The sequence below is a fragment of the Corynebacterium sp. HMSC074C11 genome (genome assembly GCF_001809455.1).
Classification (GTDB): Bacteria; Actinomycetota; Actinomycetes; order Mycobacteriales; family Mycobacteriaceae; genus Corynebacterium; species Corynebacterium amycolatum.
Window position 1 is genome coordinate 512961 of sequence record NZ_KV797740.1, and the last position, 23804, is coordinate 536764.

Here is a 23804-nt window from a genome sequence, read left to right on the forward strand (position 1 = left end):
TATTGGCAACGATGCGGAAAGGCGGCGGCGGGAGCCTCATGGCGCGTATGCAAGAAAGTGCGGATTTGCTGAAGTGCTCTTTCTGTGGAAAGAGCCAGAAGCAGGTCAAAAAGCTGATTGCCGGACCTGGTGTGTACATCTGTAATGAGTGCATCGAGCTCTGCAACGAGATTATTGAAGAGGAGCTTAACACCGGCGGCGAGGCAACTGGCAACGACGACCGCCTGCCGCGTCCGCTGGAAATTCGCGACTTCCTCGATGAGTATGTCATCGGCCAGGACATGGCAAAGCGCACGCTGGCCGTCGCGGTCTACAACCACTACAAGCGCCTTCGTGCTGCGGAGACCAAGTCGGACAACGACGTCGAGCTGCAAAAGTCGAACATTCTCCTGCTTGGGCCGACCGGCTGTGGCAAGACCTACCTGGCACAGACGCTGGCTCGCAAGCTGGATGTGCCGTTCGCAATCGCTGACGCCACCAGCCTGACCGAGGCCGGCTATGTAGGTGAGGATGTGGAGAACATCCTGCTGAAGCTGCTGCAAGCTACTGATTTCGACGTCGAGAAGGCACAGCGCGGCATCATTTACGTCGATGAGATTGACAAGATCTCGCGCAAGTCTGAAAACACCTCCATCACCCGCGATGTCTCCGGTGAAGGTGTGCAGCAGGCGCTGCTGAAGATTCTCGAGGGAACCGTAGCCGCCGTGCCCCCGCAGGGTGGGCGCAAGCTGCCGAACCAGGAGTTCATTCAGTTCGACACCTCCAATGTCCTGTTCATCGTTGCCGGTGCGTTTGCCGGTCTGGAGAAGGTCGTGCAGGAGCGTGTCGGCAAGAAGGGGCTGGGCTTCGGCGCAGATGTCACCTCGGCTAACGACGCGGACATGAAGGATCCATTCCGCGACGTGCTGCCGGAGGACCTCGTTCGATTCGGCCTGATTCCTGAGTTCATTGGTCGCCTGCCCGTCATCGCATCGGTCACCAACCTCGATGAGGATGCGCTGGTTCGCGTACTCACTGAGCCCAAGAACTCCCTGGTCCGCCAGTACCAGCACCTGTTCGACATGGACGGTGTGCGCCTCACCATCGACGACGAGGCACTGCGCGCCATTGCTGCCAAGGCGATTAGCCGTAATACCGGCGCCCGTGGTCTGCGCGGCATCATGGAAGAAATCTTGGTTCCCGTGATGTTCGAAGTCCCAGAGCGTGACGACGTCGCGGAGGTCATTGTCCACAAGGAGTGCATCACGGACGGTGCAGCGCCGGAACTCGTTGAACGTAGCGAGAACAAGAAGACTGCGTAAAGGTAGCTGAAAACCCGGTTAGAGCGCCTGCTCTAACCGGGTTTTGGTGTCTGTATGGAGCCCTAGTCGTCCATGCCGTAGATGTCGCGGTAATCCGGGGCATCATCAGCAGCCAAGTCCTGAGTCTCTGGGTTGGGCTGATCGCCATAGACCTCTGCGCCAAGTGCGGACGAGTTCGCACCATGGGAGGCCAGCAGGGAAGTGTACGAGCTTCCCGGTTCGTTGCGAGGCGAGGATGTCAACAGGCTGGTCACGGTGTCCTGTGCGAACTCACGCAGCTTGTCCGACAGCACCGTCGATTGCATTTCAATGCCGTAGAGGTTTTCAAAAGTCCGTTGGTGCAGGGTGGGGAAGGTGGCCAGCGACAGCACGAGAATATAAAGATCAAGTGCGGAAATGTCAGTGCGGAATGCACCGTAATCGCGGCCGAGCAACAAGATGCGGTCAAACTCCAAAACAATAGGGCTCTGACCACCAAGCCCAGTCACGCCTTCAAGTGGGAGGACCGGATGCAGGTTTTCCTGGATGATGAACCGTACGGCGAGTGGGTTCGCCGAGAAATAGTCGTAGATAACGCCGACTACATGCTGCAGGGCTTCCACCGGCACATTGGAGTGCGGACGCAGGGCGTCGTCGTCAGGCCTTACGGTCTCCAGCACATGTGCCCACGTCGCCCTGTAGAGTCCCATCTTGTCACCACAGTGGTAGTGAAGCATGCGCTTGGAGACACCAGAGGCGGCAGCAATGGCATCCAGACGGGCATCTGCATACCCCTTTGCGGTGAATTCTTGAAGTGCTGCCACCAAGACTGCATGGGGGATTGCATCAGAGGAGCCTGGAGACTTCATGAAAATCCTTTGCTTGGACTAGAGAGCGACTACGGGGTTTTGGCTATCTAACGGGGGTGAAATTGGTCAGTCGCGGACTTCTTTCTAGTGAAATGAGTACACGACCGTAAGTCATGCCTAATGCTATCCGTTTTTCAGAATTGTACTGAGCCCGTCGCCCCCGTCTGCGCCAATTCCGCAGTCGCATTAGAGTGGGCAGCGAATTGATTCTCTCTCGAGAAAGGCCTGTAGTGAACAAGACTCCCGTAAAGGTTGCAGTTACCGGCGCCGCCGGACAGATCGCTTACTCCCTGCTCTTCCGCATTGCCAGCGGTTCGGTTTTCGGCCCTGAGACCCCGGTTGAGTTGAACCTGCTGGAGATCACTCCGGCGCTGCACGCCACCGAAGGCGTCGCCATGGAGCTGTTTGACTCCGCCTTCCCACTTTTGACTGGCATCAACATCACCGATGATCCGGCAAAGGCATTCGACGGTGCCAACGCCGCATTCCTGGTCGGTGCAAAGCCGCGTGGCAAGGGTGAGGAGCGCTCCGCACTGCTGGGCGCCAACGGCAAGATCTTCGGCCCGCAGGGCGCGGCACTGAACGATCACGCAGCAGACGACATCAAGGTTCTGGTTGTCGGCAACCCGGCTAACACCAACACCATGATTGCCGCTTCCCACGCTAAGGACATCCCGGCAGAGCGCTTCACCGCTATGATGCGCCTGGACCACAACCGTTCCCTGTCCCAGCTGTCGCAAAAGATTGGTGTTCCGACCACTGAGATTAAGAACATGATCGTCTGGGGTAACCACTCCGCAGACCAGTTCCCGGACATCACCTACGCCACCATTGCAGGCGAGAAGGTCTCCGACAAGGTTGACGCTGCATGGGTCGAGCAGGACTTCATCCCGCGCGTCGCCAAGCGTGGCGCAGAAATCATCGAGGTCCGCGGTTCCTCCTCCGCAGCTTCCGCTGCAGCTGCCGCAGTTGACCACATGCGTGACTGGGTCACGGGTACCCCAGAGGGCGAGTGGGTCTCTGTCGCACTTCCGTCCGACGGCTCCTACGGCATCGACGAGGGCTTGGTCGCTGGTGTTCCGTGCTACGCCAAGGACGGCGAGTGGGTTCGCGTTGAGGGCCTGGATCTCTCCGAGGTGCAGCGCGCTGGCATCGAGCGCAACGTCAAGGCACTGCGCGAAGAGCGCGACGCAGTTAAGGATCTGCTGGTCTAAGGGCCGCTTAACGCCTGTTTAAAGGTGCCCTCTTGTGATGGTTTCGCAAGAGGGCACCTTTTCATTTACTGCGGTAATCGCGGATGGGCTCGGGGAGTGAGTAAAGCTTGAATTCGGCGGTGCGTAAGTCGCCGATAGCAGATATGGGTTGGGGCGCAAGGGTCGTCGTAAAGCCCCTGGAAAAACAAATCCGGGCAAGGCGCTAAGATGTGACGCGTGACTGAGAACAACGTGGACCTAAACAGAGCAGATAAGTTGCCCAAGTCGTGGAACCCGGCTGACGTGGAGTCGGACCTGTACCAGGGCTGGGTAGACGCTGGCTATTTCGAGGCTGATCCGTCTAGCTCCAAGCCGGCTTACTCTATTGTGCTGCCCCCGCCGAATGTGACGGGTCAGCTGCACATGGGCCACGCACTGGACCACACTTTGATGGATGCGCTGGTGCGCCGTAAGCGCATGCAGGGCTACGAGGTGCTGTGGCTGCCGGGTATGGACCACGCGGGTATCGCAACGCAGACCAAGGTCGAGGCGATGCTGAAGGAGTCCGAAGGCAAGGACCGCTTCGATTATGGCCGTGAGGAGTTCGTGGAGAAGGTCTGGGAGTGGAAGCACGATTACGGCGGACGTATCGGCAACCAGATGCGCCAGATTGGTGACTCCCTGGATTGGTCCCGTGAGCGCTTCACTCTGGACGAGGGGCTGTCTCGTGCGGTTCAGACGATTTTTAAGGAACTGTTTGACCGCGGCCTAATCTACCGCGCCAAGCGTATGGTCAACTGGTCTCCGGTGCTGCAGACCGCAATCTCGGATATTGAGGTCAAGTACGAGGACGCTGAAGGCGAGCTCGTCTCCTTCCGCTACGGCGATGGGGAAGACTCCATTGTTGTGGCGACGACTCGTGTGGAGACGATGCTGGGCGACGTGGCAATTGCCGTGCACTCGGAGGATGAGCGCTACACGCACCTGGTGGGCAAGGTTTTGGACCACCCGTTCCGCGAGGACCTGAAGATTCAGGTCATCGCCGATGACTATGTGGACCGCGAGTTCGGTACCGGTGCGGTGAAGATCACGCCGGCACACGATCCAAATGACTTCGCCATGGGCCAGCGCCACGACCTGGATATGCCGGAGGTCATTGATACCACTGGCCGTATCTTCAACACTGGTACGCGTTTCGACGGCATGGATCGTGCGGAAGCCCGTACTGCGCTGACGGAGGCGCTGCGTGAGCAGGGGCGCATTGTCAAGGAGGTCCGCCCGTACGTTCACTCGGTCGGTCACTCGGAGCGCTCGGGTGAGCCGATTGAGCCGCTGCTGAGCCTGCAGTGGTTCGTTAAGGTCGATGAGCTGGCCAAGATGTCTGGCGATGCTGTTCGCGAGGGCGACACGGTTATTCACCCAGCTTCGCAGGAGCCGCGCTGGTTCGATTGGGTCGATGACATGCACGACTGGTGTATTTCCCGCCAGCTGTGGTGGGGCCACCGCATCCCGATTTGGTACGGCCCGAATGGCGAGGTCGTCTGTGTCGGCCCGGATGATGAGGTTCCGACGGGCGAGGGCTGGACGCAGGATCCGGACGTGCTGGATACCTGGTTCTCGTCTGCGCTGTGGCCGTTTTCCACGATGGGTTGGCCGGAAGCCACCCCAGAGCTGGAGAAGTTCTACCCGACATCTGTACTGGTCACCGGCTATGACATTCTGTTCTTCTGGGTCGCGCGCATGATGATGTTCTCGACCTTTGCTGCCACCCTGGCTGATTCACCGCTGGGTAAGGGGCGCGACGGTCGTCCGCAGGTGCCGTTTAAGGATGTCTTCCTGCACGGTCTGGTCCGCGATGAGCAGGGTCGCAAGATGTCGAAGTCTCTCGGCAATGGCATTGACCCGCTGGACTGGGTCCGCGACTACGGTGCGGACGCACTTCGCTTCACGCTGGCGCGTGGCGCTAACCCGGGCTCTGACCTGCCGGTCGGTAATGACGCCGCTCAGAGCTCCCGTAACTTCGCTACCAAGCTGTTCAACGCCACCCGCTTTGCGCTGATGAACGGGGCCCACGTGGGCGAGCTGCCGGACCGCGACCAGCTCACCGACACCGACCGCTGGATCCTGGACCGCCTGGAACAGGTCCGCGCCGAGGTTGACGCTGCGCTGGATAAGTACGAGTTCTCCAAGGCCAACGAGGCCCTTTACCACTTCGCATGGGACGAGGTCTGTGACTGGTACCTGGAGATGACCAAGGTTGACTTCCCGCGCCTGAACGACGGCGAGACCATGACCGAGGAGCAGGCCGCCCGCGCAGCCTCCACTCGTCTGGTTCTCGGCCGCGTGCTGGATACGCTGCTGCGTCTGCTGCACCCGTCCATGCCGTTCGTCACGGAGACGCTATGGAAGGCGCTTACCGACGGCGCGGAGGGCTTCGAGGACTCTCTGGTTATTTCCGCCTGGCCGGATGCCACCATGACCACCGACGGCGCTGCTGTCGACGAGGTTGCCGCACGTCGTATTGCCGATGCCCAGAAGTTGGTCACCGAGCTGCGTCGTTTCCGCAATGACCAGGGTGTGAAGCCGTCGCAGCGCGTGCCGGCACGCATGAACCTGGCGGATGCTGATCTGACTGCTCAGGAAGAGATGATTCGTTCGCTGGCTCGTGCTGAGGCACCGGAGGATGGATTCACCGCTACCGCTTCCATTGAGGTGCGCCTGTCTCAGGCCACGGTCCTGATAGAGCTGGATACCTCCGGCACCGTCGATGTGGCCGCTGAACGCAAGCGCCTGGAAAAAGACCTGGCCAAGGCCGAGAAGGAACTGGCCGGCACCGAGAAGAAGCTCGGCAACGAGGCCTTCCTGTCCAAGGCTCCGGAGCAGGTCGTGGAGAAGATCAAGACTCGCCACCAGTTCGCACTGGAGGAAATTGACCGCATTAAGGCTCGTTTGGAGGGACTTCCGCAGGCATGACCGAACCACGGGATATCGAACCTCGGGGTGCTGAATCACACGATGAGATTGCAGGGGAGATTCGTTTGAATCTCGGCGGCGAAGACGAATCGGTGACGCAAGATGAGACTGCAGCGCGAGAAGAGTCCACCGCAGCGCCTGAGTTCGAATTCGATCCGACTGACTCCCAGATTGTCGAGGACCTTGAGCCTCGCGAAATCGCCGGTGTGATGGCCGATGACCGCATGCCCGATGACATGCGCCTCGGTGAGGTCTCCGTATCCGAGGAAGGCCTGAGTCTGCCGGTCGATGTGGACCGCCCAGTCAATGAGCCGGCTCCGCTGGAGGCCACCGCCGAGGAGCTGCGCGAGCTCGCAGAGGTGGAAGCCGAGCTGGATCAGCGTTGGCCGGAGACCAAGATTGACCCATCACTCGAGCGGATCGAGATGCTGATGGACATCCTTGGCCATCCCGAGCGTGCCACTCCGGTGATTCACGTTGCCGGCACTAATGGCAAGACTTCCACTGTTCGCATGATTGAGTCGCTGGTGCGCGCTCTCGGTCGGCGCACTGGCCGCACCACCAGTCCGCATCTGCAGCTGGTTACCGAGCGCATCGCCATTGATGGCCAGCCCATCCATCCACGCGACTACGTGCGCATCTGGCGCGAGATTCAGCCCTACGTGGAAATGGTTGATGCCAAGTCCGCCGAAAAGGGCGGCCCGCAGATGAGCAAGTTCGAGGTGCTCACGGCCATGGCCTACGCTGCCTTCGCCGACGCTCCTGTCGATGTCGCCGTGGTGGAAGTCGGCATGGGCGGCACATGGGATGCGACCAATGTGGTGGAGGCCGACGTGGCAGTCATCTGCCCGATCGGTCTCGATCACACGGAGTACCTCGGCGATACCCTGGCTGAAATCGCTGCTGAGAAGGCCGGCATCATCAAGTCGCGGTGGAACAAGGACGACCTGCTCACGCCACCGGACAATGTCGCCATTGTTGGCGAGCAGGAACCGGAAGCAATGGACGTCGTTTTGCGCCGTGCCGTGGAAATGGATGCCTCGGTCGCCCGTGCTGGGGTTGAGTATGGCGTCGTCAGCCATCAGCTGGCGGTCGGCGGGCAGAACCTGACGCTCAAGGGCCTGGCCGGCGAGTATGACGATATCCATCTGCCACTGCACGGTCCGCATCAGGCGCGCAACGCCGCCACAGCGCTGGCCGCGGTGGAGGCGTTCTTCGGCGCAGGTCCGGGACGTCCGCTCAACATTGATGCGGTTCGCGAAGGCTTTGCGACGGTCGCATCGCCCGGCCGCCTGGAGCGCGTGCGTTCGACCCCGACGGTGTTTATCGATGCCGCCCACAATCCTCACGGTGCCCGTGCGCTACGCACGGCGCTCTCCGCTGAGTTCGACTTCCGCCGTGTCATCGGTGTGCTGTCGGTGTTGGGGGAGAAGGACGCTCGTGGGCTGCTGGTGGAGCTGGAGCCGTACTTCGAAGAAGTGGTAATCACCCAGAACACCTCGCCGCGTGCGCTGCACTACGACGACCTGGCTGACCTTGCGGAGGAGATTTTCGGCGAGGAGCGCGTGCATCGCGTGCCCACTCTGCCGTCCGCCGTTGAGCTAGCTGTCGCGCTGGCTGAGGAAACCGACACCGGTGACGGTATTGTCTCTGGTTCCGGCGTGATTGTCACTGGATCTGTTGTTACCGCGGGCGAGGCCCGGACACTATTTGGAAAGGACCCGCAATGAGCGAATCTCAGGCGAGCCAGCCACAGGGCAATGGCGCGGAGGATTACACCGCTGCCGACCGCGAGGCCCTGCGCGCCTACCGCGAGGGGCGTGACCTGAGTGAGGGCGGCAAGTATGGTCCGCTCGGTGCGGGACACGATCCGGCTAAGGACCCGCTGAAGGGTCTGCGCGGTGTTATGTCCGGCACGCTGATCATGCAGGCTATCTCGGTGCTGCTTGGTCTGACTGTGGTCACGCGCATTCCCGACGGTCAGATTAACCAGACCTTCTCGGTTACGTACATCACCATCCTGGGCCTGGCTCTGATTGCGATGGCTTTCCTGCAGAAGCAGCCCTGGGCGCTGAAGGCCAACATTGTACTGCAGGTCTTTGGTGTGCTGGCTATTTTCACACACGTGTCGATGGGCGTGGTGGGTATCTTCTTCGCACTAGTGTGGGCCTACATTCTGCACCTGCGGAAGAACCTCATCCAGCGTATGGAGCGCGGTCTGTTGACCACCCAGCACTCGTAGATCTCCCGCGCTCGTAGTCGCGCTGGGTTACGCTGCACATTTCACCCCGCTGCACCACCACTCCGGTGCAGCGGGGTTTGTCATAGTATGATGCACACCATGACTGAACGTACTCTTATTCTGATCAAGCCGGACGGCGTTTCCCGCGGTCTGGTCGGCGAAGTTATCTCCCGCATCGAGCGCAAGGGCCTGAAGCTGGTCGCGCTTGACCTCCGTGTTGCTGACGAGGCAACTGCGAAGGAGCACTACGCAGAGCACGTCGATAAGCCGTTCTTTGGTGAGCTGGTTGATTTCATCACCTCTGCACCGCTGGTCGCTGGTGTTATCGAGGGCCCGAACGCAATCGCTGCTTGGCGTCAGCTCGCTGGCGGCACCAACCCGGTTGAGGCCGCAACTCCGGGCTCCATCCGCGGTGACTTCGCACTTGAGGTTGCTAACAACGTTGTTCACGGTTCTGATTCCCCGGAGTCCGCTGAGCGCGAGATTGGTATTTGGTTCCCGAACCTCTAAACGTTGACGGTTCAGCATTGACCCGTAAGCGTTGAACTGGCGCCGAACTGAGCAAGCAATTGTTTGCCGGTCCGGCGCTTTTTGCTTGTCGACGACCGTGGGGTGGCCCTTCAGCGGGCTGTACGTGTGAATGCGGGCACAGGCTGCAAATGTGAAACTGTGCGAGTTTCTGACACTTTCGGCCATTTTTCGAGCTATTTTTGTCATAAACGCAGTCAGTAACTCGGATTGGCCCGCCGCCACCAATGTCGGTGCGCGCCACCTGCTCGATATGTGCGACAATGGACAGCAGCAGTTGTGCCCGGGAGTTCGCTCCGGTGGATGAGATATTCCGCATGTGATCGCTGAATCCCCGAGTCAGCCGGAAGGCCTGCCAATAAGACTTTCATAATTGTTCATCGTTTTCGGCCCTCTATCTGCGCGTATGGTGCAAATGAAGTGGCTGTCGCAACATCGTTGCTCCGCCTGGTTCCCAAGGCCACAACGGATGTAGGCGCACATGGAATGACAAAGAGTGCGCTTCCTGTTGTCGGGTTTTGCGTGGTGGGGTGTCAAGGAGAAACAAATACAGTGGCAAATTTCAGCCAGGATGTTGTCGCTAAGGCACGCGAATTTGATCGCGAGTCGGCGGCTCTGAAAACCCGAGTCCACCACCTGGCCAAGAGCTTGGGGTTGACCTCGAAGGAAACCATCGAAGCTCTGGGACACGCGGGGATTGTTGTAAAGTCCGCTGCGTCCACCATTAATCAAAATCAGCTCGACGCGGTGCTGAATTTCATCGGCGATCATCCAGAGGGTGCCTCGCTTAACGACGGATCCGCTGCGACCAAGCAAACCGGCGAAGAGTCGGCCGCGAAGGAAAAACAGTCGGCAGGTAAGCCGAACGCGGCGGATGAGAAGTCGGACGAGCAAACCGCAGCTAAGTCCGAGAAGAAATCAGCTGCTAAGAAGAGCAGCAAGAAGTCGGCTGCGAAGAAGGCCACAAAGAAGGCCGACCAGAAGGATGCGCCGAAGGCAGAAAAGAAGGCCGACCAGAAGGCAGCTCAGAGCGAAGCGGAGTCGGACGCAGCGCCTGCTGAGGAAGTGACCGAGAAGAAGGACGCCAAGAAGGCCTCGGCTAAAAAATCCTCGGCAAAGCAGAGCGCAGAGAAGCAGACTGAAGAGAAGCAGAGCGACGAGAAGAAGAGCACGACTAAGAAGCGGGCAACGCGTAAGCGGGCTGTGAAGAAGACCGCTGGAGCTCCGGAAGAAACCGCAGCGAAGGACGAGCAGAAGGACTCGAACTCGGTCGTCGAGGAAGCGGTTGAGGCTGTAGTTCAGTCGTCATCGAAGAAGGCTGCAGATAAGAATACTGCCGACACCGTAGCCGAGACCGCTGAGAAAACTTCCGCTGAGAAAGCGTCCGCCGAAGCACCTGCTGCAAAGAGCGCTGCAGTGACCACACGTCGTGGTCGCCGAGTTCGCCGTGCGGTCCGCACGACCAGCGCTCCAGTGGCAGAGGGGACTCGGGAAACTCAGGAAGCGCAAGGACCGCAGGATACACAGGCAACTCAGGGCGAAGCCCTGCAGGACATCGAGCCGCCGATAGTCCCGGAGCCGCCGGTTGCGGAAGAGCAGACCGCGTTTGCGCCTATCTTCCTGGCTCCGCAGGCTGTGCCGGCCACGGCCAAGAATTCGGCCACCGAGGATGCAGCTTCGGCTGACAGCGGTGCCTCCAACCAGGATTCCGATGACAACGCGGGGGAGGGGCAGGACGGCTCGTCGTCAAGCGAAACGGAGCGTCAGCCGCGGCCGCGCCGTCGCCGTCGTGGACGTGGGCGTCGTAATGATGATGCTCAGCAGGCGGAGAAGACCACCGAAAACGCAGAGCGCGAGGAGGCGGAAACCCGCGAGGAGGTCGAAGAGCCACAGGCGATTAAGGGCTCGACTCGCCTGGAGGCGCAGCGCCGTCGCCGTATCGAACGTCGTGAGGAATCGCGCAAGCGCCACGTGATCTCGGAGGCTGAGTTCCTGGCTCGCCGTGAGTCGGTGGAGCGCACGATGGTGGTGCGTGAGCGCAAGCGCCATGACCACGCGGGCATTGTCACTGAGGTGGGTGTGCTGGAAGATGACCTGTTGGTCGAGCACTTCGTTACCTCTGACACGCAGACTACGCAGATCGGCAATATCTACCTCGGTCGCGTGCAGAACGTCCTACCCAGCATGGAAGCGGCGTTCATTGATATCGGAACCGACCGCAACGGTGTCATTTACGTAGGTGACCTGAACTGGAAGCTGCTGGGCACGAAATCGCGTTCGCGCAAGATTGAACACGCGCTGAAGGCCGGCGACCAGATTCTGGTCCAGGTGTCCAAGGATCCGATTGGTCACAAGGGCGCGCGTCTGACCACTCACATTTCGATGGCTGGTCGATTCCTGGTGTACGTGCCGGGCGGCCGAAGCGCGGGTATTTCCCGCAAGCTGCCGGAGCCGGAGCGCAAGCGCCTGAAGTCGATTCTGAGTGAGGTTACGCCGGAGGGCTCGGGCACGATTATTCGCACCGCGGCCGAGGGCGTGTCCAAGGAGGCCATCGAGGCCGACATTAAGCGCCTGGAATCGCAGTGGCAGGAAATCTGGGAAGCCTCCGAGGCGGCGAAGGCGAAGCGCGGGGCAAAGCCGATTGCGCTGTACGAAGAGCCGGACATGCTGGTCAAGGTCGTCCGCGACGTCTTCAACGAGGACTTCTCGCGTCTTGTGGTGGAGGGCGACCGTCCGTGGAACACAGTGACGGACTACATCGGCGACCTGGCACCGGAGCTGGAGCCGCGTCTGCAGCGCTACTTCGCCAAGGAGCACGGCGACGCTGACGTCTTCGAGCACTTCCGCATCGATGAGCAGCTGGCCAAGGCACTCGACCGCAAGGTCTGGCTGCCTTCGGGCGGCACGCTGGTCATCGACCGCACCGAGGCCATGACGGTCATCGACGTCAACACCGGTAAGTTCACCGGTGCTGGCGGAAACCTGGAAGAGACGGTCACTCGCAACAACCTGGAGGCCGCTGAGGAAATCGTCCGCCAGATGCGTCTGCGCGATCTGGGCGGCATGATTGTCGTCGACTTCATCGACATGGTGCTGCCGGAGAACCAGGACTTGGTGCTGCGCCGTCTGAAGGAGGCGCTCGGCCGCGACCGCTCGCGTCACGAGGTCTCCGAGGTCACCTCGCTCGGCCTCGTCCAGATGACGCGCAAGCGTCTGGGCACAGGCCTGCTGGAGACCTTCTCCACGCCGTGTAGCTGCTGTAATGGCCGTGGTCTGATTATCCACATCGACCCGGTCGAGCAGGACAATCAGAGCCGTGGTCACAAGAACGGTCGCCGCAACGAAGAGCAGGGTAAGTCCAAGCGCCGCAACAAGTCGAGCTCGGAGCACAATCCGGCCAACCACCCGGCGGCGCTGGCCATGCACCGCGATCAGGGCGACCAGGCAGGCACTTCCAAGACAACGCTTGACGACGACACGGAAACCAACCAGCGCGATAAGGAGGCAGCCGACAAGCGAGTTGCAGCTGCTGTCGAAGCTGTCATCGTCTCTTCTGGGAACGATGAGCCGAAGCCACCGCGTCGTCGCCGGGTTCGTAAGAGCCAGGGCCGAAACGATGAGCAGCGACAGGACGGCAATGGCCGTCAGGAGCGCCGCGAGCGTGATGAGCAATCGGACAACTCCAATGATCTGGCTGCTCTGGCTGCCGCAGCTGTTGCGGAAGCCCGTGCGAAGGATCCGGAAGAGCCATCGGATGACCGTTACATGCCGCAGGAGGGACAGCGCCGCCGCCGTCGGGCTACGCGTCGCCGGGTAGCGGAGCATGTCGCCGTTGATTCGGCTGCACGCGACGCTGATGACCGCGACGAAGAACATGGCGATCGCCGCAAGCGTTCGGAGCGCCCGACTCGTGCTGAGCGTGCCGAGCGTACCGATAACGGTGGCACCGGTGGAGGCCGTGGCGACGCTGAACGCTCCAGCAGCGCCAGTGCTCGACGTCGCCGTCGTCGCGCTGTTCGCCGTACGGCTGTGAATGAGACCACTGCGCCTCAGGCCGAGTCCCAGGCAGCTTCCACCACAGATGTGCGGGAGCCAGCCGAGGATGACAAGGGCGGCAACGCTAACAAGACCGCCAAGGCTGTGGCCACGGAGTCCCAGACCTATGAGGAGGCCAAGGAGGCGTTCGAGCGTTCCCCACGTCGTCGTCGTCCGACTCGCGGTAACTCCCGCTCGGATCGCGCACCGCGTCGCGAGGACTTCGAGTCCACTAAGCCAAAGGCGGACGCTGAAGGCAGCAAGGGCGGAGATCGTGCAAAAGACAACCACGATGACAGCAACCGCAGCGCCAACCGCAGTGGCGGTGGCCGTCGCTCGGGCAAGTCGCGGGTTGAAGTGGTAGCGGTCCAGGGCACGGGAGCTCGCCGTAATCGCCGTCGGGCGGTGCGCAGGGTCTCGTCGCAAAGCGATGCTGGAGCGACTGCGCCGAAGCAGCGACAGGGCACTTCAAACCGCGCCACTAAGCCAGAGCAGAAGCAGGCTAATCGCGGTGCTGCGGCGACGCAGAAGAAACCGGCCAATCGTCGCCGCCGAGTGCGTCGTGCGGTGCGCCGAAGCGGCCGGAACTAAGTATTAAAAATTTGGAATAAGGCCAGATAGGAGGCTGTTTTTCGTTCCCTAAAGCAGGGGGTGGAAAGTGGCTTCGGAAACTGCCCGAGAAGACCGTGAAAACCAATGGGGGACAGGGTCCTACTCGGGCAGTTTGTAATTTAGGGGGATTTTTCGCTACTCTTGACCAGTCGCTGATTAGTAGGCGTATCTGGTCATGCCCACTGGTGCTTGAGGCGCTGGCGGTAAGGAAACGGCCAGAGCGGGGAAATCTACTCGGATTTGGCTTTCGGGTATGTCCCTGAAGTGTTCTGCACACGCAACTAATCGCAATTCCATTGTCCAGTCAAGGAATTACAAAGATTCCTTGAGTCGAGTTTCTCAGATAAAGGGGTAGCCCTCCTATGTACGCGATCGTCAAGACCGGCGGCAAGCAGTACAAGGTTGCCGAAGGTGACCTCGTCAAGGTCGAGAAGATCGAGGGTGAGCCGGGTTCGTCCGTGGCTCTCACCCCGGTTCTGCTCGTCGATGGCGCAGATGTCATTGCGGATGCCGACAAGCTTGCCAACGTTACCGTTAACGCAGAGATCGTCGAGGCCGTTAAGGGCCCGAAGATCCGCGGCATGCACTACAAGAACAAGACTGGCTACAAGCGCCGCTACGGCCACCGTCAGCCGCTCACTGTTCTGAAGATCACCGGCGTCTCCAAGTAAACCGCCGAAATTCCAATTAGCTTTTCCCTAGGAGAAAATCATGGCTACTAAGAAGGGTGCATCCAGCACCAGCAACGGCCGCGACTCCGAAGCTAAGCGCCTCGGCGTGAAGCGCTTCGGCGGCCAGCAGGTTAAGGCAGGCGAGATTCTCGTTCGTCAGCGCGGTACCTCGTTCCACCCGGGTGAGAACGTTGGCCGTGGCGGCGACGACACTCTCTTCGCTCTGAAGGCAGGCGCAGTCGAGTTCGGTACCCGCCGCAACCGCCGCATTGTCAGCATCGTTGAGAACAACTCCTAAGAACAACCTTCGGTTGTCCACATAGGATTACTGCAACGTTGAATTTGAGGCAGGTTTAACTGCCTTGCAGAAGAGCCGATTCCTTTCCCACTGCGAAAGGTAATCGGCTCTTTTGTTGTTTATGTCCTGTTTCGCGCCGTTAGGTTGCGAGGCAGCGTTTTGTTACCGCCTAGACTTCTGCCCGTCGGCTCGCTTAAATTAGGGCATTACTCCAGGCACTAGAAGATGGCTCTCCGCTCGGAAGTGTGTGTGATTTTATGTCTCGTTTTGTAGATCGTGTCGTGCTGCATTTGCAGGCCGGCGACGGCGGTCACGGCTGTAACTCGGTGCTGCGTGAAAAGTTCAAGCCACTGGGTGGCCCCGACGGCGGTAACGGTGGCCACGGTGGCGACATTGTGCTTGTGGTAGACCCCCAGATCCATACTCTGATGGACTTTCACTTCCACCCCCATATCAAGGCTGCCAACGGTAAGCCGGGCGCTGGCGATCACCGCAACGGCGCTCGTGGTGAGGATCTGGTTCTCGGAGTGCCGGAGGGCACGGTTGTGATGACCGAGGATGGGGAAGTGCTGGCGGACATGACCGGTAAGGGCGCCCGCTTCATTGCCGCTGAGGGCGGTTACGGTGGCCTGGGCAACGCAGCGCTGGCAAACAAGAACCGCCGTGCGCCGGGATTTGCTCTCCTCGGTGAGCCAGGTGAGGCCAAGGATCTTGTCTTGGAGCTCAAATCCATGGCAGACGTTGGACTGGTGGGCTTCCCGTCGGCCGGAAAGTCGTCGCTGGTCAGCACCTTGAGCGCTGCTAAGCCGAAGATTGGTGACTACCCATTTACCACGCTGCAGCCGAACCTGGGTGTAGTCAACGTTGACTACGAGTCCTTCACCATCGCAGATGTGCCGGGTCTTATCCCGGGGGCTTCTGAAGGCCGTGGACTTGGGTTGGACTTCCTGCGTCACATTGAGCGCTGTGCTGTTCTCGTGCATGTGGTTGACGCTGCTGCTCTGGAGGGCGACCGCGATCCGGTCTCTGACATCAAGGCGTTGGAGACGGAACTCGCCAACTACCAGTCGGTGCTGAAGGCCGACGTGGGGCTTGGGGATCTCGCAGAGCGTCCCCGCGTCATCGTGCTGAACAAGATTGACCTGCCCGATGCTCGCGAAATGATTGACATGCAGCGCGAGGAACTGGAGAAGTTCGGCTGGCCAATTTTTGAGATCTCCACGGTGACGCACGAGGGGCTCAAGGAGCTGACCTACGGCCTGAAGGATCAGATCGCCGCCTACCGCAAGGCGCATCCGTTGCCGACAGAGCAGGAGCCCCGTGCGGTCATCCGTCCGGAAGGGGTGCGTGGCAAAAAGCGCGAAGGCGCGGACTTCACCATCGAACGCGATCCGAATACCCCAGACGGGTTCATTGTGCGTGGGCGTAAGCCGGAGCGCTGGATTAACCAGACGGACTTCGAAAACGACGAGGCAGTCGGCTACTTGGCTGACCGCCTGGCCAAGCTTGGTGTTGAAGATGCCCTGGCAAAGGCTGGGGCAACAGTTGGCTGCCCGGTGACGATTTCCTATCTCACCTTCGAGTGGTACCCGCAGCAGGTCGCGGGCACCGATGACTTCGTGCCGAGTGGCCGTGGTACCGACGATCGTCTCTATGTCAACGAACGCACCAGCGCCGAGCAGCGTAAGCGTGCATCACAGGCCCGCCGTGGTCTGATTGACGAGTACGATTTCGGGGATGGCGAAGAGGCTATTCGCGACCGGTATTCATAGGCGCGGGCGCCAGCGTCGTCGGCAAGCGAAGACTTCAAACTTGCATTTTGCCATTGATTGTTTAAACAATTATATGGTCAGAATTAAATGAGACCGTCATGTTTTCCATCAGTGAAATGAGTGAGTCAGTTATCCCTTCCGACACCGTTGCCAACGATGTTGACGTCACTGGAGCAGATGCATTAGATGCCCCGGTAGCTACCGCGCCGAAGTCTGAATCGGACGCGCCGATTTCCCGTGAGGGGGTCGACGAGCTGCTTCACGACAATCCCGAGTCCACCATCGCTGAGATTGAAAAGGCGACTGAGAATTTATCTCCGGGAACCAAAGGCGGTTTCGATTCCGAGACTCGTGAGGCAATTCGGACCGCGAAGCGTGTCGTGGTGAAGATTGGTTCTTCCTCGTTGACTGGATCTGACGGTCGTACCGATCCGGAGCGCATCGACTTCATCGCCGATGCTTTGGAGAAGCGTATGGGCATTAGCGATGTCATCGTTGTGTCCTCCGGCGCGGTGGCATCCGGAATGGGGCCACTGGGGCTGACTTCGCGTCCCACTGATTTGGCGACCAAGCAGGCGGCTGCAGCTGTGGGGCAAGTGCGCCTGGCACAGGAGTGGGGACGCTCCTTCCTACGCTATGGTCGCACTTCTGCACAGGTGCTTTTGACCTCGGACGATGCAGGTGTGCGTTCGCGTGCTCGCAACGCCCAGCGCACTATCGACCGCCTGCGCCAGCTGGGCGCGGTGCCAATTGTCAACGAAAACGACACGGTCGCGACCTCGGAGTTCCGCTTCGGCGACAACGACCGCCTCGCCGCGCTGGTCAGTCACCTGGCGTACTGCGATGCATTGATTCTGCTTTCCGACGTCGACGGCCTCTACGACCGCAACCCGGCCGATCCAGGTGCAACCTTTGTGCCGGAGGTGCGCAGCGGTAACGACTTGCGTGGTGTTATCGCTGGTGACGGCGGTGCGCTGGGCACCGGTGGTATGGCCTCGAAGGTCTCTGCCGCACGTCTGGCTTCGCGTGCGGGTGTGCCGGTGTTGCTGACTTCGGCGTCCAACATTGAGCGAGCACTGGACCAAGCAGATGTGGGAACCGCTTTCGCCGCGAAGGACAACCGCCTGAGCGCCTGGAAGTTCTGGATGCTCTACGCAGCGGACAGCTCGGGGCTGCTTCGCCTGGACGCCGGTGCGGTCGACGCCGTAACCCGCATGCGTAAGTCGCTGCTCCCGGTCGGTATTACCTCGGTTGACGGCGAGTTCTCCGCTGGTGACATCGTCGATCTAATCGGTCCTGGTGGTGAGGTCATCGGTCGCGGCGAGGTCAATTATGACTCCGAGGAACTGCTGGGCATGATCGGCTACCACACCGAAGAATTGCCGAATGACATGCAGAAGCCTGTCGTCCATGCCGACTACCTGTCGGATTTCGCTTCCCGCGCTTAGGAGGGTGTTGCGCTGAGAGCTGCAGCGCTTAAAGACGCATACCTCGGCGCGCCCGGATAGAGGTGCCTCGGCAAAGACTGGCCGAGTGCGGACTGGCTGGGGGGAGGACTGGCTGAGTGCAGACTGCCTGGGTGAGGAACTTTCGGGCATAATCCTAAGTGTGTTATCGAAGATTATTGGCGTCATCGGCGAGTTGCTCTTGACAGCTGGAGTGCTGGTGGCGCTCTTCGCCTTTTATCTGCTGTACTGGTCTGGTCTTGAGACCGGGAAAGCTCAGCAGCAGGCTCGTGATGAGCTGCAGCAGGCATGGTCCACACCGGCGTCGGCTCCAGCTCCGGCGCCAGAAGGCACGGAGCCAGCTGTTGAGGGCTCCTGGATGCCTGGCTCCGCGGTGGCGTTGATTTCCGCTCCGAAGGCCGGTTTTAGCGATTTTGTCGTATTTGAAGGTGTCTCCCAGGAAGTTTTGCGCAGTGGCCCCGGCCATTATCCGGGCACAGCCCTGCCGGGGCAGGTGGGCAACAGCTCTTACGCCGCTCACCGTGATGGCCACGGAGCTCCCTTTGACAACATTGACCGCCTGCAGACGTGCGATGACATCACCGTAGAGACGCGTGATGCTATTTACCGCTACAAGGTATTGCCGGTCGACGGTATGGCTGGCGCAGGGGAAAGCTTCGACTGCGTGCCAGAAGGAACTAACGTCCCCGAGATTCCCGGCCAGCACATTGTCACTCCGGACCGGGCCGATGTCCTCAATCCGGTCGGTGACGCCACTCTACTTACGCTGACTACCTGCCATCCGCAGTGGGACAACACTCATCGGCTCATTATTCACGCGGTTCTCGCCGGTGTTGAGACCAAGGAGGTCAACTAGATGTACGCAGCTTTTTGGCGATCCCTGCCAGGGCCGTGGTGGGTGAAAGCGATCATCACCATCGTGATTGCCGTCATCGTGTTCCTGCTGTTGATGAATTACATCTTTCCTTGGGCTGCTGAGCTAATTCCCTCAAATGATGTCTCACTCTAGTTATGCTGGTAGGCATGACTGCTCAAACGAACGAAACTGCTAACACCAATCAACAGGGCATTGCCGAGGATTCGGCTCTTAGCCCGGAGCGTGCTGCTGAGCGCGCCGAGGTTTTAGATAAGGCACAGCGTGCCAAGGCTGTCGCGGGAGAGCTGTCGCGCTTTACGTCGGCACGCAAGAACGAGCTCCTGCTGGCCGCAGCAGACGCGCTGGTTGCCCGTACTGAAGAGATTCTGGTGGCCAATGCCAAGGACATCGAGGCCGGTAAGACCCGTGGTTTTAGTGACTCCCTGCTGGATCGCCTGCGTCTTGACGCCGATCGTGTTGAGGGTATTGCCGGTGGGCTTCGTCAGGTTGCGGCTCTGCCGGATCCGGTAGGCGAGGTGCTGCGCGGAAGCACTCTTCCCAACGGCATTAAGCTCTCCCAGGTCAGCGTCCCGCTGGGTGTGATGGGCATGGTCTACGAGGCTCGCCCGAACGTTACTGTCGATGCGTTTGGTCTGGCGCTGAAGTCGGGCAACGTGGCCTTGCTGCGCGGCTCCAAGTCCGCTGTCCATTCCAACACGCAGCTGGTCGCGGTTTTGCGTGAGGTGCTGGCCAACCACGATGCGCCGGAGGACCTTGTCCAGCTGCTGCCGTGTGAGACCCACGATTCAGTGCAGGATCTCATCACAGCTCGCGGCCTGGTTGACGTGGTGATTCCGCGCGGCGGTGCCGGTTTGATTGAGGCCGTTGTGACGAAGGCAACGGTGCCGACCATCGAGACCGGTACCGGTAACTGCCACATCTACATCGATGCCTCCGCCGACATTGACGAGGCGATTGCGCTGATGATTAACGGCAAGACCCGCCGTCCGAGCGTCTGTAACGCTACTGAAACGGTTCTCATTGACTCGGCGTTGTCCACGCAGGATCAGGTCCGCATTTTGGACGCGCTTGCCGACGCGGGGGTTGCGGTCCACGGCGATGTCGATAATCTGGCGGCCTCTGGGTGGACTGGTGAGGTTATTCCTGCGACGGCGGAAGACTGGTCGGATGAGTACCTCTCGCTAGACATTGCCGCGCGCATTGTCGACGGTGTGGTGGCCGCGACGGATCACATCACTGAGTACTCCTCGGGACACACGGAAGCTATCTCTGCACGTGACTGGGGAGTGTGCCAGGAGTTCGTCGACCGCGTTGATGCCGCCGCCGTCAGCGTCAATGCCTCCACTGCGTTCACCGATGGTGAGCAGTATGGTTTCGGCGCAGAGATTGGTATTTCCACTCAGAAGCTGCACGCCCGTGGCCCGATGGGGCTGCCGGAGTTGACCAGCAGCAAGTGGGTTCTGTCTGGTCGTGGACAGACTCGTCCGTAGTGCCCAGGTAAAGTGCCAGTCATGATTAAGCGCAAGAAAAGTGTGCGGTCGCGAGTACATGCCGCGTTGACAGCAAAGTCGGCGGAAGCGCCGCAGCAGCGCATTGGCGTGATGGGTGGCACTTTTGATCCCATCCACAATGGTCACTTGGTTGCCGCCAGTGAGGTGGCAGACCGTTTTGACCTGGACTTTGTGCTTTTCGTGCCTACGGGTGAACCGTGGCAAAAGCGCGGCCGAAAGGTCTCTCACAGCGAAGATCGCTACCTGATGACGGTCATTGCCACTGCGTCGAACCCGCAGTTTTCGGTCTCGCGGGTTGATATTGACCGGCCGGGTGCGACCTATACCGTCGATACGCTGCGGGATTTGAAGGTCATCTATCCCAATGCGGATCTGTTCTTCATTACCGGTGCCGATGCGCTGCAGAAGATTATGACGTGGCGGGACTGGGAGGAGATGTTCGACGCAGCAACGTTCGTCGGCGTCACTCGCCCAGGAGTTCACCTGCGTGCAGAGGACCTGGAGGGGATTGACGCCTCACGGTTACACCTCATCGAGATTCCCGCGATGGCTATTTCTTCCACCGACTGCCGAAAGCGGGCGGAGGCAGGACGCCCTGTGTGGTACTTGGTGCCGGATGGCGTGGTCCAGTACATCGCTAAGCGTGGTCTGTACCAGTCTGCTGAGGGCACAGTTGGTTCTGTGGGCCCCGCATCGGTGAACTCGACCTCCGAGGACACGGCGCCGGTGGATGCGGCATCGGTGGATGCGAAGTCCGATACCGATGACTGAAAGTTAGCAAAATCCCGCTGAGACGGTAAGTTACAAGTACAAACGCTGTTTTTCACGATTTTTTTAATCACAAGGAGCTGAAGTCTTTCGTGACTGCACAACCACGCGCCATTGAGCTGGCGACCGCCGCGGCTAAGGCCGCCGATAGCAAAAAGGGTGAGGACGTCGTTGTTCTCGATGTCTCTGGCCCAGTGGTGATTACGGACGCATTCGTCCTGGTCAGTGCTGACAATGAGCGTCTGGTTGCCGCAATCGTCGACGAAGTTGAGGACGATCTGCGTGACCTCGGCGCAAAGCCGGTTCGCCGCGAAGGTGTCCGTGAGGGACGTTGGGCGCTGCTGGATTACGGCGACATTGTCGTGCATGTCTTCCGCAGTGAAGAACGCGACTTCTACGGCCTGGATCGACTGTGGCGCGATTGCCCGCGCATCGAGGTCGAAGGCGTCGAGCAGCCGAGCAACGAGGACGGCGAAGATTTCGCCCGCCATGCTCGTTCCATCGACGAGATTCCGCTGGCTGCCGAAAACCCGGACACGGACGAGTTTTAACTGTGGCGGGCTCACGCGAGGCACATGTTGCCGCTCGACGTCGCCTGATTATGCTGCGGCACGGGCAGACGTCGTATAACGCTACCGGTCGCATTCAGGGACAGCTGGACACGCAGCTTTCCGACGTTGGCCGCGAGCAAGCCCGTACTGCGGCGCAGTACCTGGCGGAGGCTGAACCGCGAATCACAAAAATCGTGTCCTCCGACCTGACCCGGGCAGCTGACACCGCCCGCGCGCTAGCTGAGGCCACCGGCGCAGAGTTGAGTTTTGATAAGCGCCTGCGTGAGACCAACCTCGGTGAATGGCAAGAGCGCACCTATGACGAGATTGACTCCGCGTTTCCCGGTATGCGTGACCACTGGCGTCATAACCTCAACTGGGCACCCAAGGGCGGCGAGACCCGCTTTGAGGTCTCCAACCGAATGCTGGCAGTCATTGCTGAGCTAGCAGCTAACCCCGATTGGGAGTCGGACACCTTTGTGCTCGTGTCCCACGGTGGTGCCATTGCTGCCGCTACCGCAGCCCTGCTGCAGATGCCGCGCGACTACTTCAGCACGTTCAACGGCCTGGGCAACACTGCGTGGGTTGAAATGGAGCAACGCACGCGCGTCAATGGTGAGACCTCCTGGTACCTGAATGCTTTTAACGCAAAGGTCCGTGAGCGGGAGGCGCAGGTTTCTGATTTCGCAGGAGGCCGCCATGCCCGGTGACGGTCGCGTTCGCATTGTTGTGGATGACACCGCGTGCCTGATGCCCGAGGTTGCCCGCAAGCTCGATATCACCGTGGTTCCCATCGGCCATGACATCAATGAAGACGCCGTCACCACGTCGGCAGTCAGTCCGCTGAAGCTGTGCGCCGCATATGCGCGTGCGCTGGAACGCTCCAACAAGGATGGTTCTGACGCTGGCGTTGTTGCCCTGCATCTTGGCAAAGGAATGTCCGCGACCTGGTCTAACGCTGTCACCGCTGCTGGTGCACTGGACCGCGTGACCGTTATCGACACCGACACCGTAGGGGCTGGAGTCGGTGCCGCTGCCATCGCGGCAGCTAAGGCAGCGAGGGCCGGGGCCAGTCGTGATGAGGTGGCCGATGTAGCCCGTGATGTGCTGCAGCGCTATCGACTCTGGTTGTTTGTACCAAAGCTTGATTCGCTGCGCCGTGGTGGTCGCATCTCCGCGGGCCAAGCGATGCTCTCTACGGCTCTCGCTATCAAGCCCATCGTCGGCATCAAAGATGGCTCACTGGCACTCGTCGCCAAGTGCCGCACAGAAGCGAAGGTCAAGCAGCGCATGGTGGATTTTGCCACCAAGATGGTGCGGTCTGCGTCATCGGCGAACCGTCCGCCTGCAGTATTGCTGCATCATTCCGACGCGCTTGACGACGTCCACGAGCTCCAGGCCATGCTTGCCGAAGAGCTACCCGACGATACCCGGTTTAGAATCCTGGATTTGCCGGAGTCGCTTGCTGCTCATGTCGGGCAGGGAGCCTATGCAGTTGGCATGGTTTCCGGTGGTTCGATTGAGTCGGATGCCATGGATTTTGAAGCAGAGATGGGAGTAACTGCGCTGCTCCACAGTGTGGAGGAGAGTGACGCGGCTGCTGTTGAAGCTGAGGTCCCCGACGCAGTGGAAGATGACTCCGGGAACATAGGCAATCCCGGTGACTCTGCTGACATGGAAGGGGCGGATGGCTCCGTTGGTTCAGCTGAAACCGCTCACGCCACTGACTCGGATGAACCAATCACCGATCAGGCTGCGGTGAAGGTAGTTGAGAATCCGGCTGCTAGTCGCAACCGCAATAAGCGTATCCACCGCACAGTCGTGACTAATGAACAGGGAATTCCGCTTTTCACCACGGCGGTTTCTAAGTTGCCAACGTGGAGTGAGAACCGCCAAGCAGCCCTGGATAAAGCTGAGCGTCTGGCGAAGGCTATCTCTGATTTGGCGCTGCGCGATAAGTCCGATCCCGAGGGAGCTGTATTTGGCACCGAAGGGGAGAAATCGCAGGAGTCGTCGTCAAGCGACAAGCGTGATGATGACGGCGATGAGAAGAAGAAATAGCGGCTGAACTGAGCAGATGATGTGACCTGTGGATAACCTCCACAGGTCATTTTTTATCCACAGATGACGCTTCGACAGGTGCTTTCGCGGGAGTGCG

Annotated in this window: 19 protein-coding genes; 18 read left to right on the plus strand and 1 reads right to left on the minus strand. The window is 60.0% G+C overall.

The annotated features are described in order from the left end of the window. Positions 1-38 precede the first annotated feature (38 nt). Positions 39-1301: an ATP-dependent Clp protease ATP-binding subunit ClpX gene (clpX, locus tag HMPREF2614_RS10630; RefSeq protein WP_038628096.1), complete on the plus strand. Its 1263-nt coding sequence runs from the start codon at positions 39-41 to the stop codon at positions 1299-1301. Positions 1302-1363: 62 nt separating this feature from the next. Here the strand turns inward: clpX and HMPREF2614_RS10635 are convergent, their stop codons facing one another. Beyond that, entirely contained in the window at positions 1364-2149 is a 786-nt protein-coding gene (locus HMPREF2614_RS10635) for a TetR/AcrR family transcriptional regulator (RefSeq protein ID WP_038628098.1), read from the minus strand. A gap of 230 nt (positions 2150-2379) precedes the next feature. Here HMPREF2614_RS10635 and HMPREF2614_RS10640 point away from each other — a divergent pair, with 230 nt between their 5' ends. From HMPREF2614_RS10640 to HMPREF2614_RS10715, 17 genes are all read left to right on the plus strand, one after another. Then, complete coding sequence (locus HMPREF2614_RS10640) at positions 2380-3363, plus strand: malate dehydrogenase (protein ID WP_038628100.1); 984 nt, start codon at positions 2380-2382, stop codon at positions 3361-3363. 216 nt (positions 3364-3579) lie between these two features. Further along, on the plus strand, positions 3580-6315 hold the full coding sequence (locus HMPREF2614_RS10645; RefSeq protein ID WP_070560950.1) for a valine--tRNA ligase: 2736 nt from the start codon (positions 3580-3582) through the stop codon (positions 6313-6315). A 224-nt stretch (positions 6316-6539) separates the two neighbouring features. Beyond that, positions 6540-8045 carry a bifunctional tetrahydrofolate synthase/dihydrofolate synthase gene (locus tag HMPREF2614_RS10650; RefSeq protein WP_187402728.1) on the plus strand — a complete coding sequence of 502 codons (1506 nt, stop codon included), beginning with the start codon at positions 6540-6542 and terminating at the stop codon, positions 8043-8045. After that, positions 8042-8557, plus strand: coding sequence for a DUF4233 domain-containing protein (locus tag HMPREF2614_RS10655; protein ID WP_016422309.1), 516 nt, complete (start codon positions 8042-8044; stop codon positions 8555-8557). The genes HMPREF2614_RS10650 and HMPREF2614_RS10655 overlap by 4 nt, the downstream gene beginning before the upstream one ends. A 99-nt stretch (positions 8558-8656) precedes the next feature. Beyond that, positions 8657-9067, plus strand: coding sequence for a nucleoside-diphosphate kinase (gene ndk, locus HMPREF2614_RS10660; protein ID WP_038629458.1), 411 nt, complete (start codon positions 8657-8659; stop codon positions 9065-9067). A 570-nt stretch (positions 9068-9637) separates the two neighbouring features. Then, the gene (locus HMPREF2614_RS10665; protein WP_070560954.1) at positions 9638-13711 is read left to right on the plus strand and encodes a translation initiation factor IF-2 N-terminal domain-containing protein; all 4074 of its coding nucleotides are present in this window, start codon (positions 9638-9640) and stop codon (positions 13709-13711) included. Positions 13712-14094: 383 nt separating this feature from the next. Continuing rightward, positions 14095-14403 carry a 50S ribosomal protein L21 gene (gene rplU, locus HMPREF2614_RS10670; protein ID WP_038628111.1) on the plus strand — a complete coding sequence of 103 codons (309 nt, stop codon included), beginning with the start codon at positions 14095-14097 and terminating at the stop codon, positions 14401-14403. A gap of 40 nt (positions 14404-14443) precedes the next feature. After that, on the plus strand, positions 14444-14701 hold the full coding sequence (gene rpmA, locus HMPREF2614_RS10675) for a 50S ribosomal protein L27 (RefSeq protein ID WP_016422312.1): 258 nt from the start codon (positions 14444-14446) through the stop codon (positions 14699-14701). Positions 14702-14958: 257 nt separating this feature from the next. Further along, positions 14959-16473, plus strand: a complete 1515-nt coding sequence (gene obgE, locus HMPREF2614_RS10680; protein ID WP_070560956.1) for a GTPase ObgE — start codon at positions 14959-14961, stop codon at positions 16471-16473. A 98-nt stretch (positions 16474-16571) separates the two neighbouring features. After that, a complete protein-coding gene (proB, locus tag HMPREF2614_RS10685) occupies positions 16572-17921 on the plus strand; it encodes a glutamate 5-kinase (RefSeq protein WP_070560958.1) in 1350 nt (449 codons plus the stop codon). A gap of 160 nt (positions 17922-18081) precedes the next feature. After that, positions 18082-18795, plus strand: coding sequence for a class E sortase (locus HMPREF2614_RS10690; protein WP_038628118.1), 714 nt, complete (start codon positions 18082-18084; stop codon positions 18793-18795). After that, positions 18796-18948, plus strand: coding sequence for a hypothetical protein (locus HMPREF2614_RS11150; protein ID WP_038628121.1), 153 nt, complete (start codon positions 18796-18798; stop codon positions 18946-18948). It begins immediately after the preceding gene. A gap of 14 nt (positions 18949-18962) precedes the next feature. Then, a complete protein-coding gene (locus tag HMPREF2614_RS10695; RefSeq protein ID WP_224792255.1) occupies positions 18963-20306 on the plus strand; it encodes a glutamate-5-semialdehyde dehydrogenase in 1344 nt (447 codons plus the stop codon). A 21-nt stretch (positions 20307-20327) separates the two neighbouring features. Next, a complete protein-coding gene (gene nadD, locus HMPREF2614_RS10700; RefSeq protein ID WP_070560962.1) occupies positions 20328-21098 on the plus strand; it encodes a nicotinate-nucleotide adenylyltransferase in 771 nt (256 codons plus the stop codon). An 89-nt stretch (positions 21099-21187) separates the two neighbouring features. Continuing rightward, the gene (gene rsfS, locus HMPREF2614_RS10705) at positions 21188-21646 is read left to right on the plus strand and encodes a ribosome silencing factor (RefSeq protein WP_070560964.1); all 459 of its coding nucleotides are present in this window, start codon (positions 21188-21190) and stop codon (positions 21644-21646) included. 2 nt (positions 21647-21648) lie between these two features. Further along, the gene (locus HMPREF2614_RS10710) at positions 21649-22356 is read left to right on the plus strand and encodes a histidine phosphatase family protein (RefSeq protein ID WP_070560966.1); all 708 of its coding nucleotides are present in this window, start codon (positions 21649-21651) and stop codon (positions 22354-22356) included. After that, positions 22346-23707, plus strand: coding sequence for a DegV family protein (locus tag HMPREF2614_RS10715; protein WP_070560968.1), 1362 nt, complete (start codon positions 22346-22348; stop codon positions 23705-23707). The genes HMPREF2614_RS10710 and HMPREF2614_RS10715 overlap by 11 nt, the downstream gene beginning before the upstream one ends. Positions 23708-23804: the final 97 nt, after the last annotated feature.

What these genes read in the sequence shown, in the direction of transcription:
- clpX (WP_038628096.1), top strand. Translation starts at nt 39, where the DNA reads ATGGCGCGTATGCAAGAAAGTGCGGATTTGCTGAAGTGCTCTTTCTGT.
- HMPREF2614_RS10635 (WP_038628098.1), bottom strand. Translation starts at nt 2,149, where the DNA reads ATGAAGTCTCCAGGCTCCTCTGATGCAATCCCCCATGCAGTCTTGGTG.
- HMPREF2614_RS10650 (WP_187402728.1), top strand. Translation starts at nt 6,540, where the DNA reads ATGCCCGATGACATGCGCCTCGGTGAGGTCTCCGTATCCGAGGAAGGC.
- HMPREF2614_RS10655 (WP_016422309.1), top strand. Translation starts at nt 8,042, where the DNA reads ATGAGCGAATCTCAGGCGAGCCAGCCACAGGGCAATGGCGCGGAGGAT.
- ndk (WP_038629458.1), top strand. Translation starts at nt 8,657, where the DNA reads ATGACTGAACGTACTCTTATTCTGATCAAGCCGGACGGCGTTTCCCGC.
- rplU (WP_038628111.1), top strand. Translation starts at nt 14,095, where the DNA reads ATGTACGCGATCGTCAAGACCGGCGGCAAGCAGTACAAGGTTGCCGAA.
- rpmA (WP_016422312.1), top strand. Translation starts at nt 14,444, where the DNA reads ATGGCTACTAAGAAGGGTGCATCCAGCACCAGCAACGGCCGCGACTCC.
- obgE (WP_070560956.1), top strand. Translation starts at nt 14,959, where the DNA reads ATGTCTCGTTTTGTAGATCGTGTCGTGCTGCATTTGCAGGCCGGCGAC.
- proB (WP_070560958.1), top strand. Translation starts at nt 16,572, where the DNA reads ATGTTTTCCATCAGTGAAATGAGTGAGTCAGTTATCCCTTCCGACACC.
- HMPREF2614_RS11150 (WP_038628121.1), top strand. Translation starts at nt 18,796, where the DNA reads ATGTACGCAGCTTTTTGGCGATCCCTGCCAGGGCCGTGGTGGGTGAAA.
- HMPREF2614_RS10695 (WP_224792255.1), top strand. Translation starts at nt 18,963, where the DNA reads ATGACTGCTCAAACGAACGAAACTGCTAACACCAATCAACAGGGCATT.
- nadD (WP_070560962.1), top strand. Translation starts at nt 20,328, where the DNA reads ATGATTAAGCGCAAGAAAAGTGTGCGGTCGCGAGTACATGCCGCGTTG.
- HMPREF2614_RS10715 (WP_070560968.1), top strand. Translation starts at nt 22,346, where the DNA reads ATGCCCGGTGACGGTCGCGTTCGCATTGTTGTGGATGACACCGCGTGC.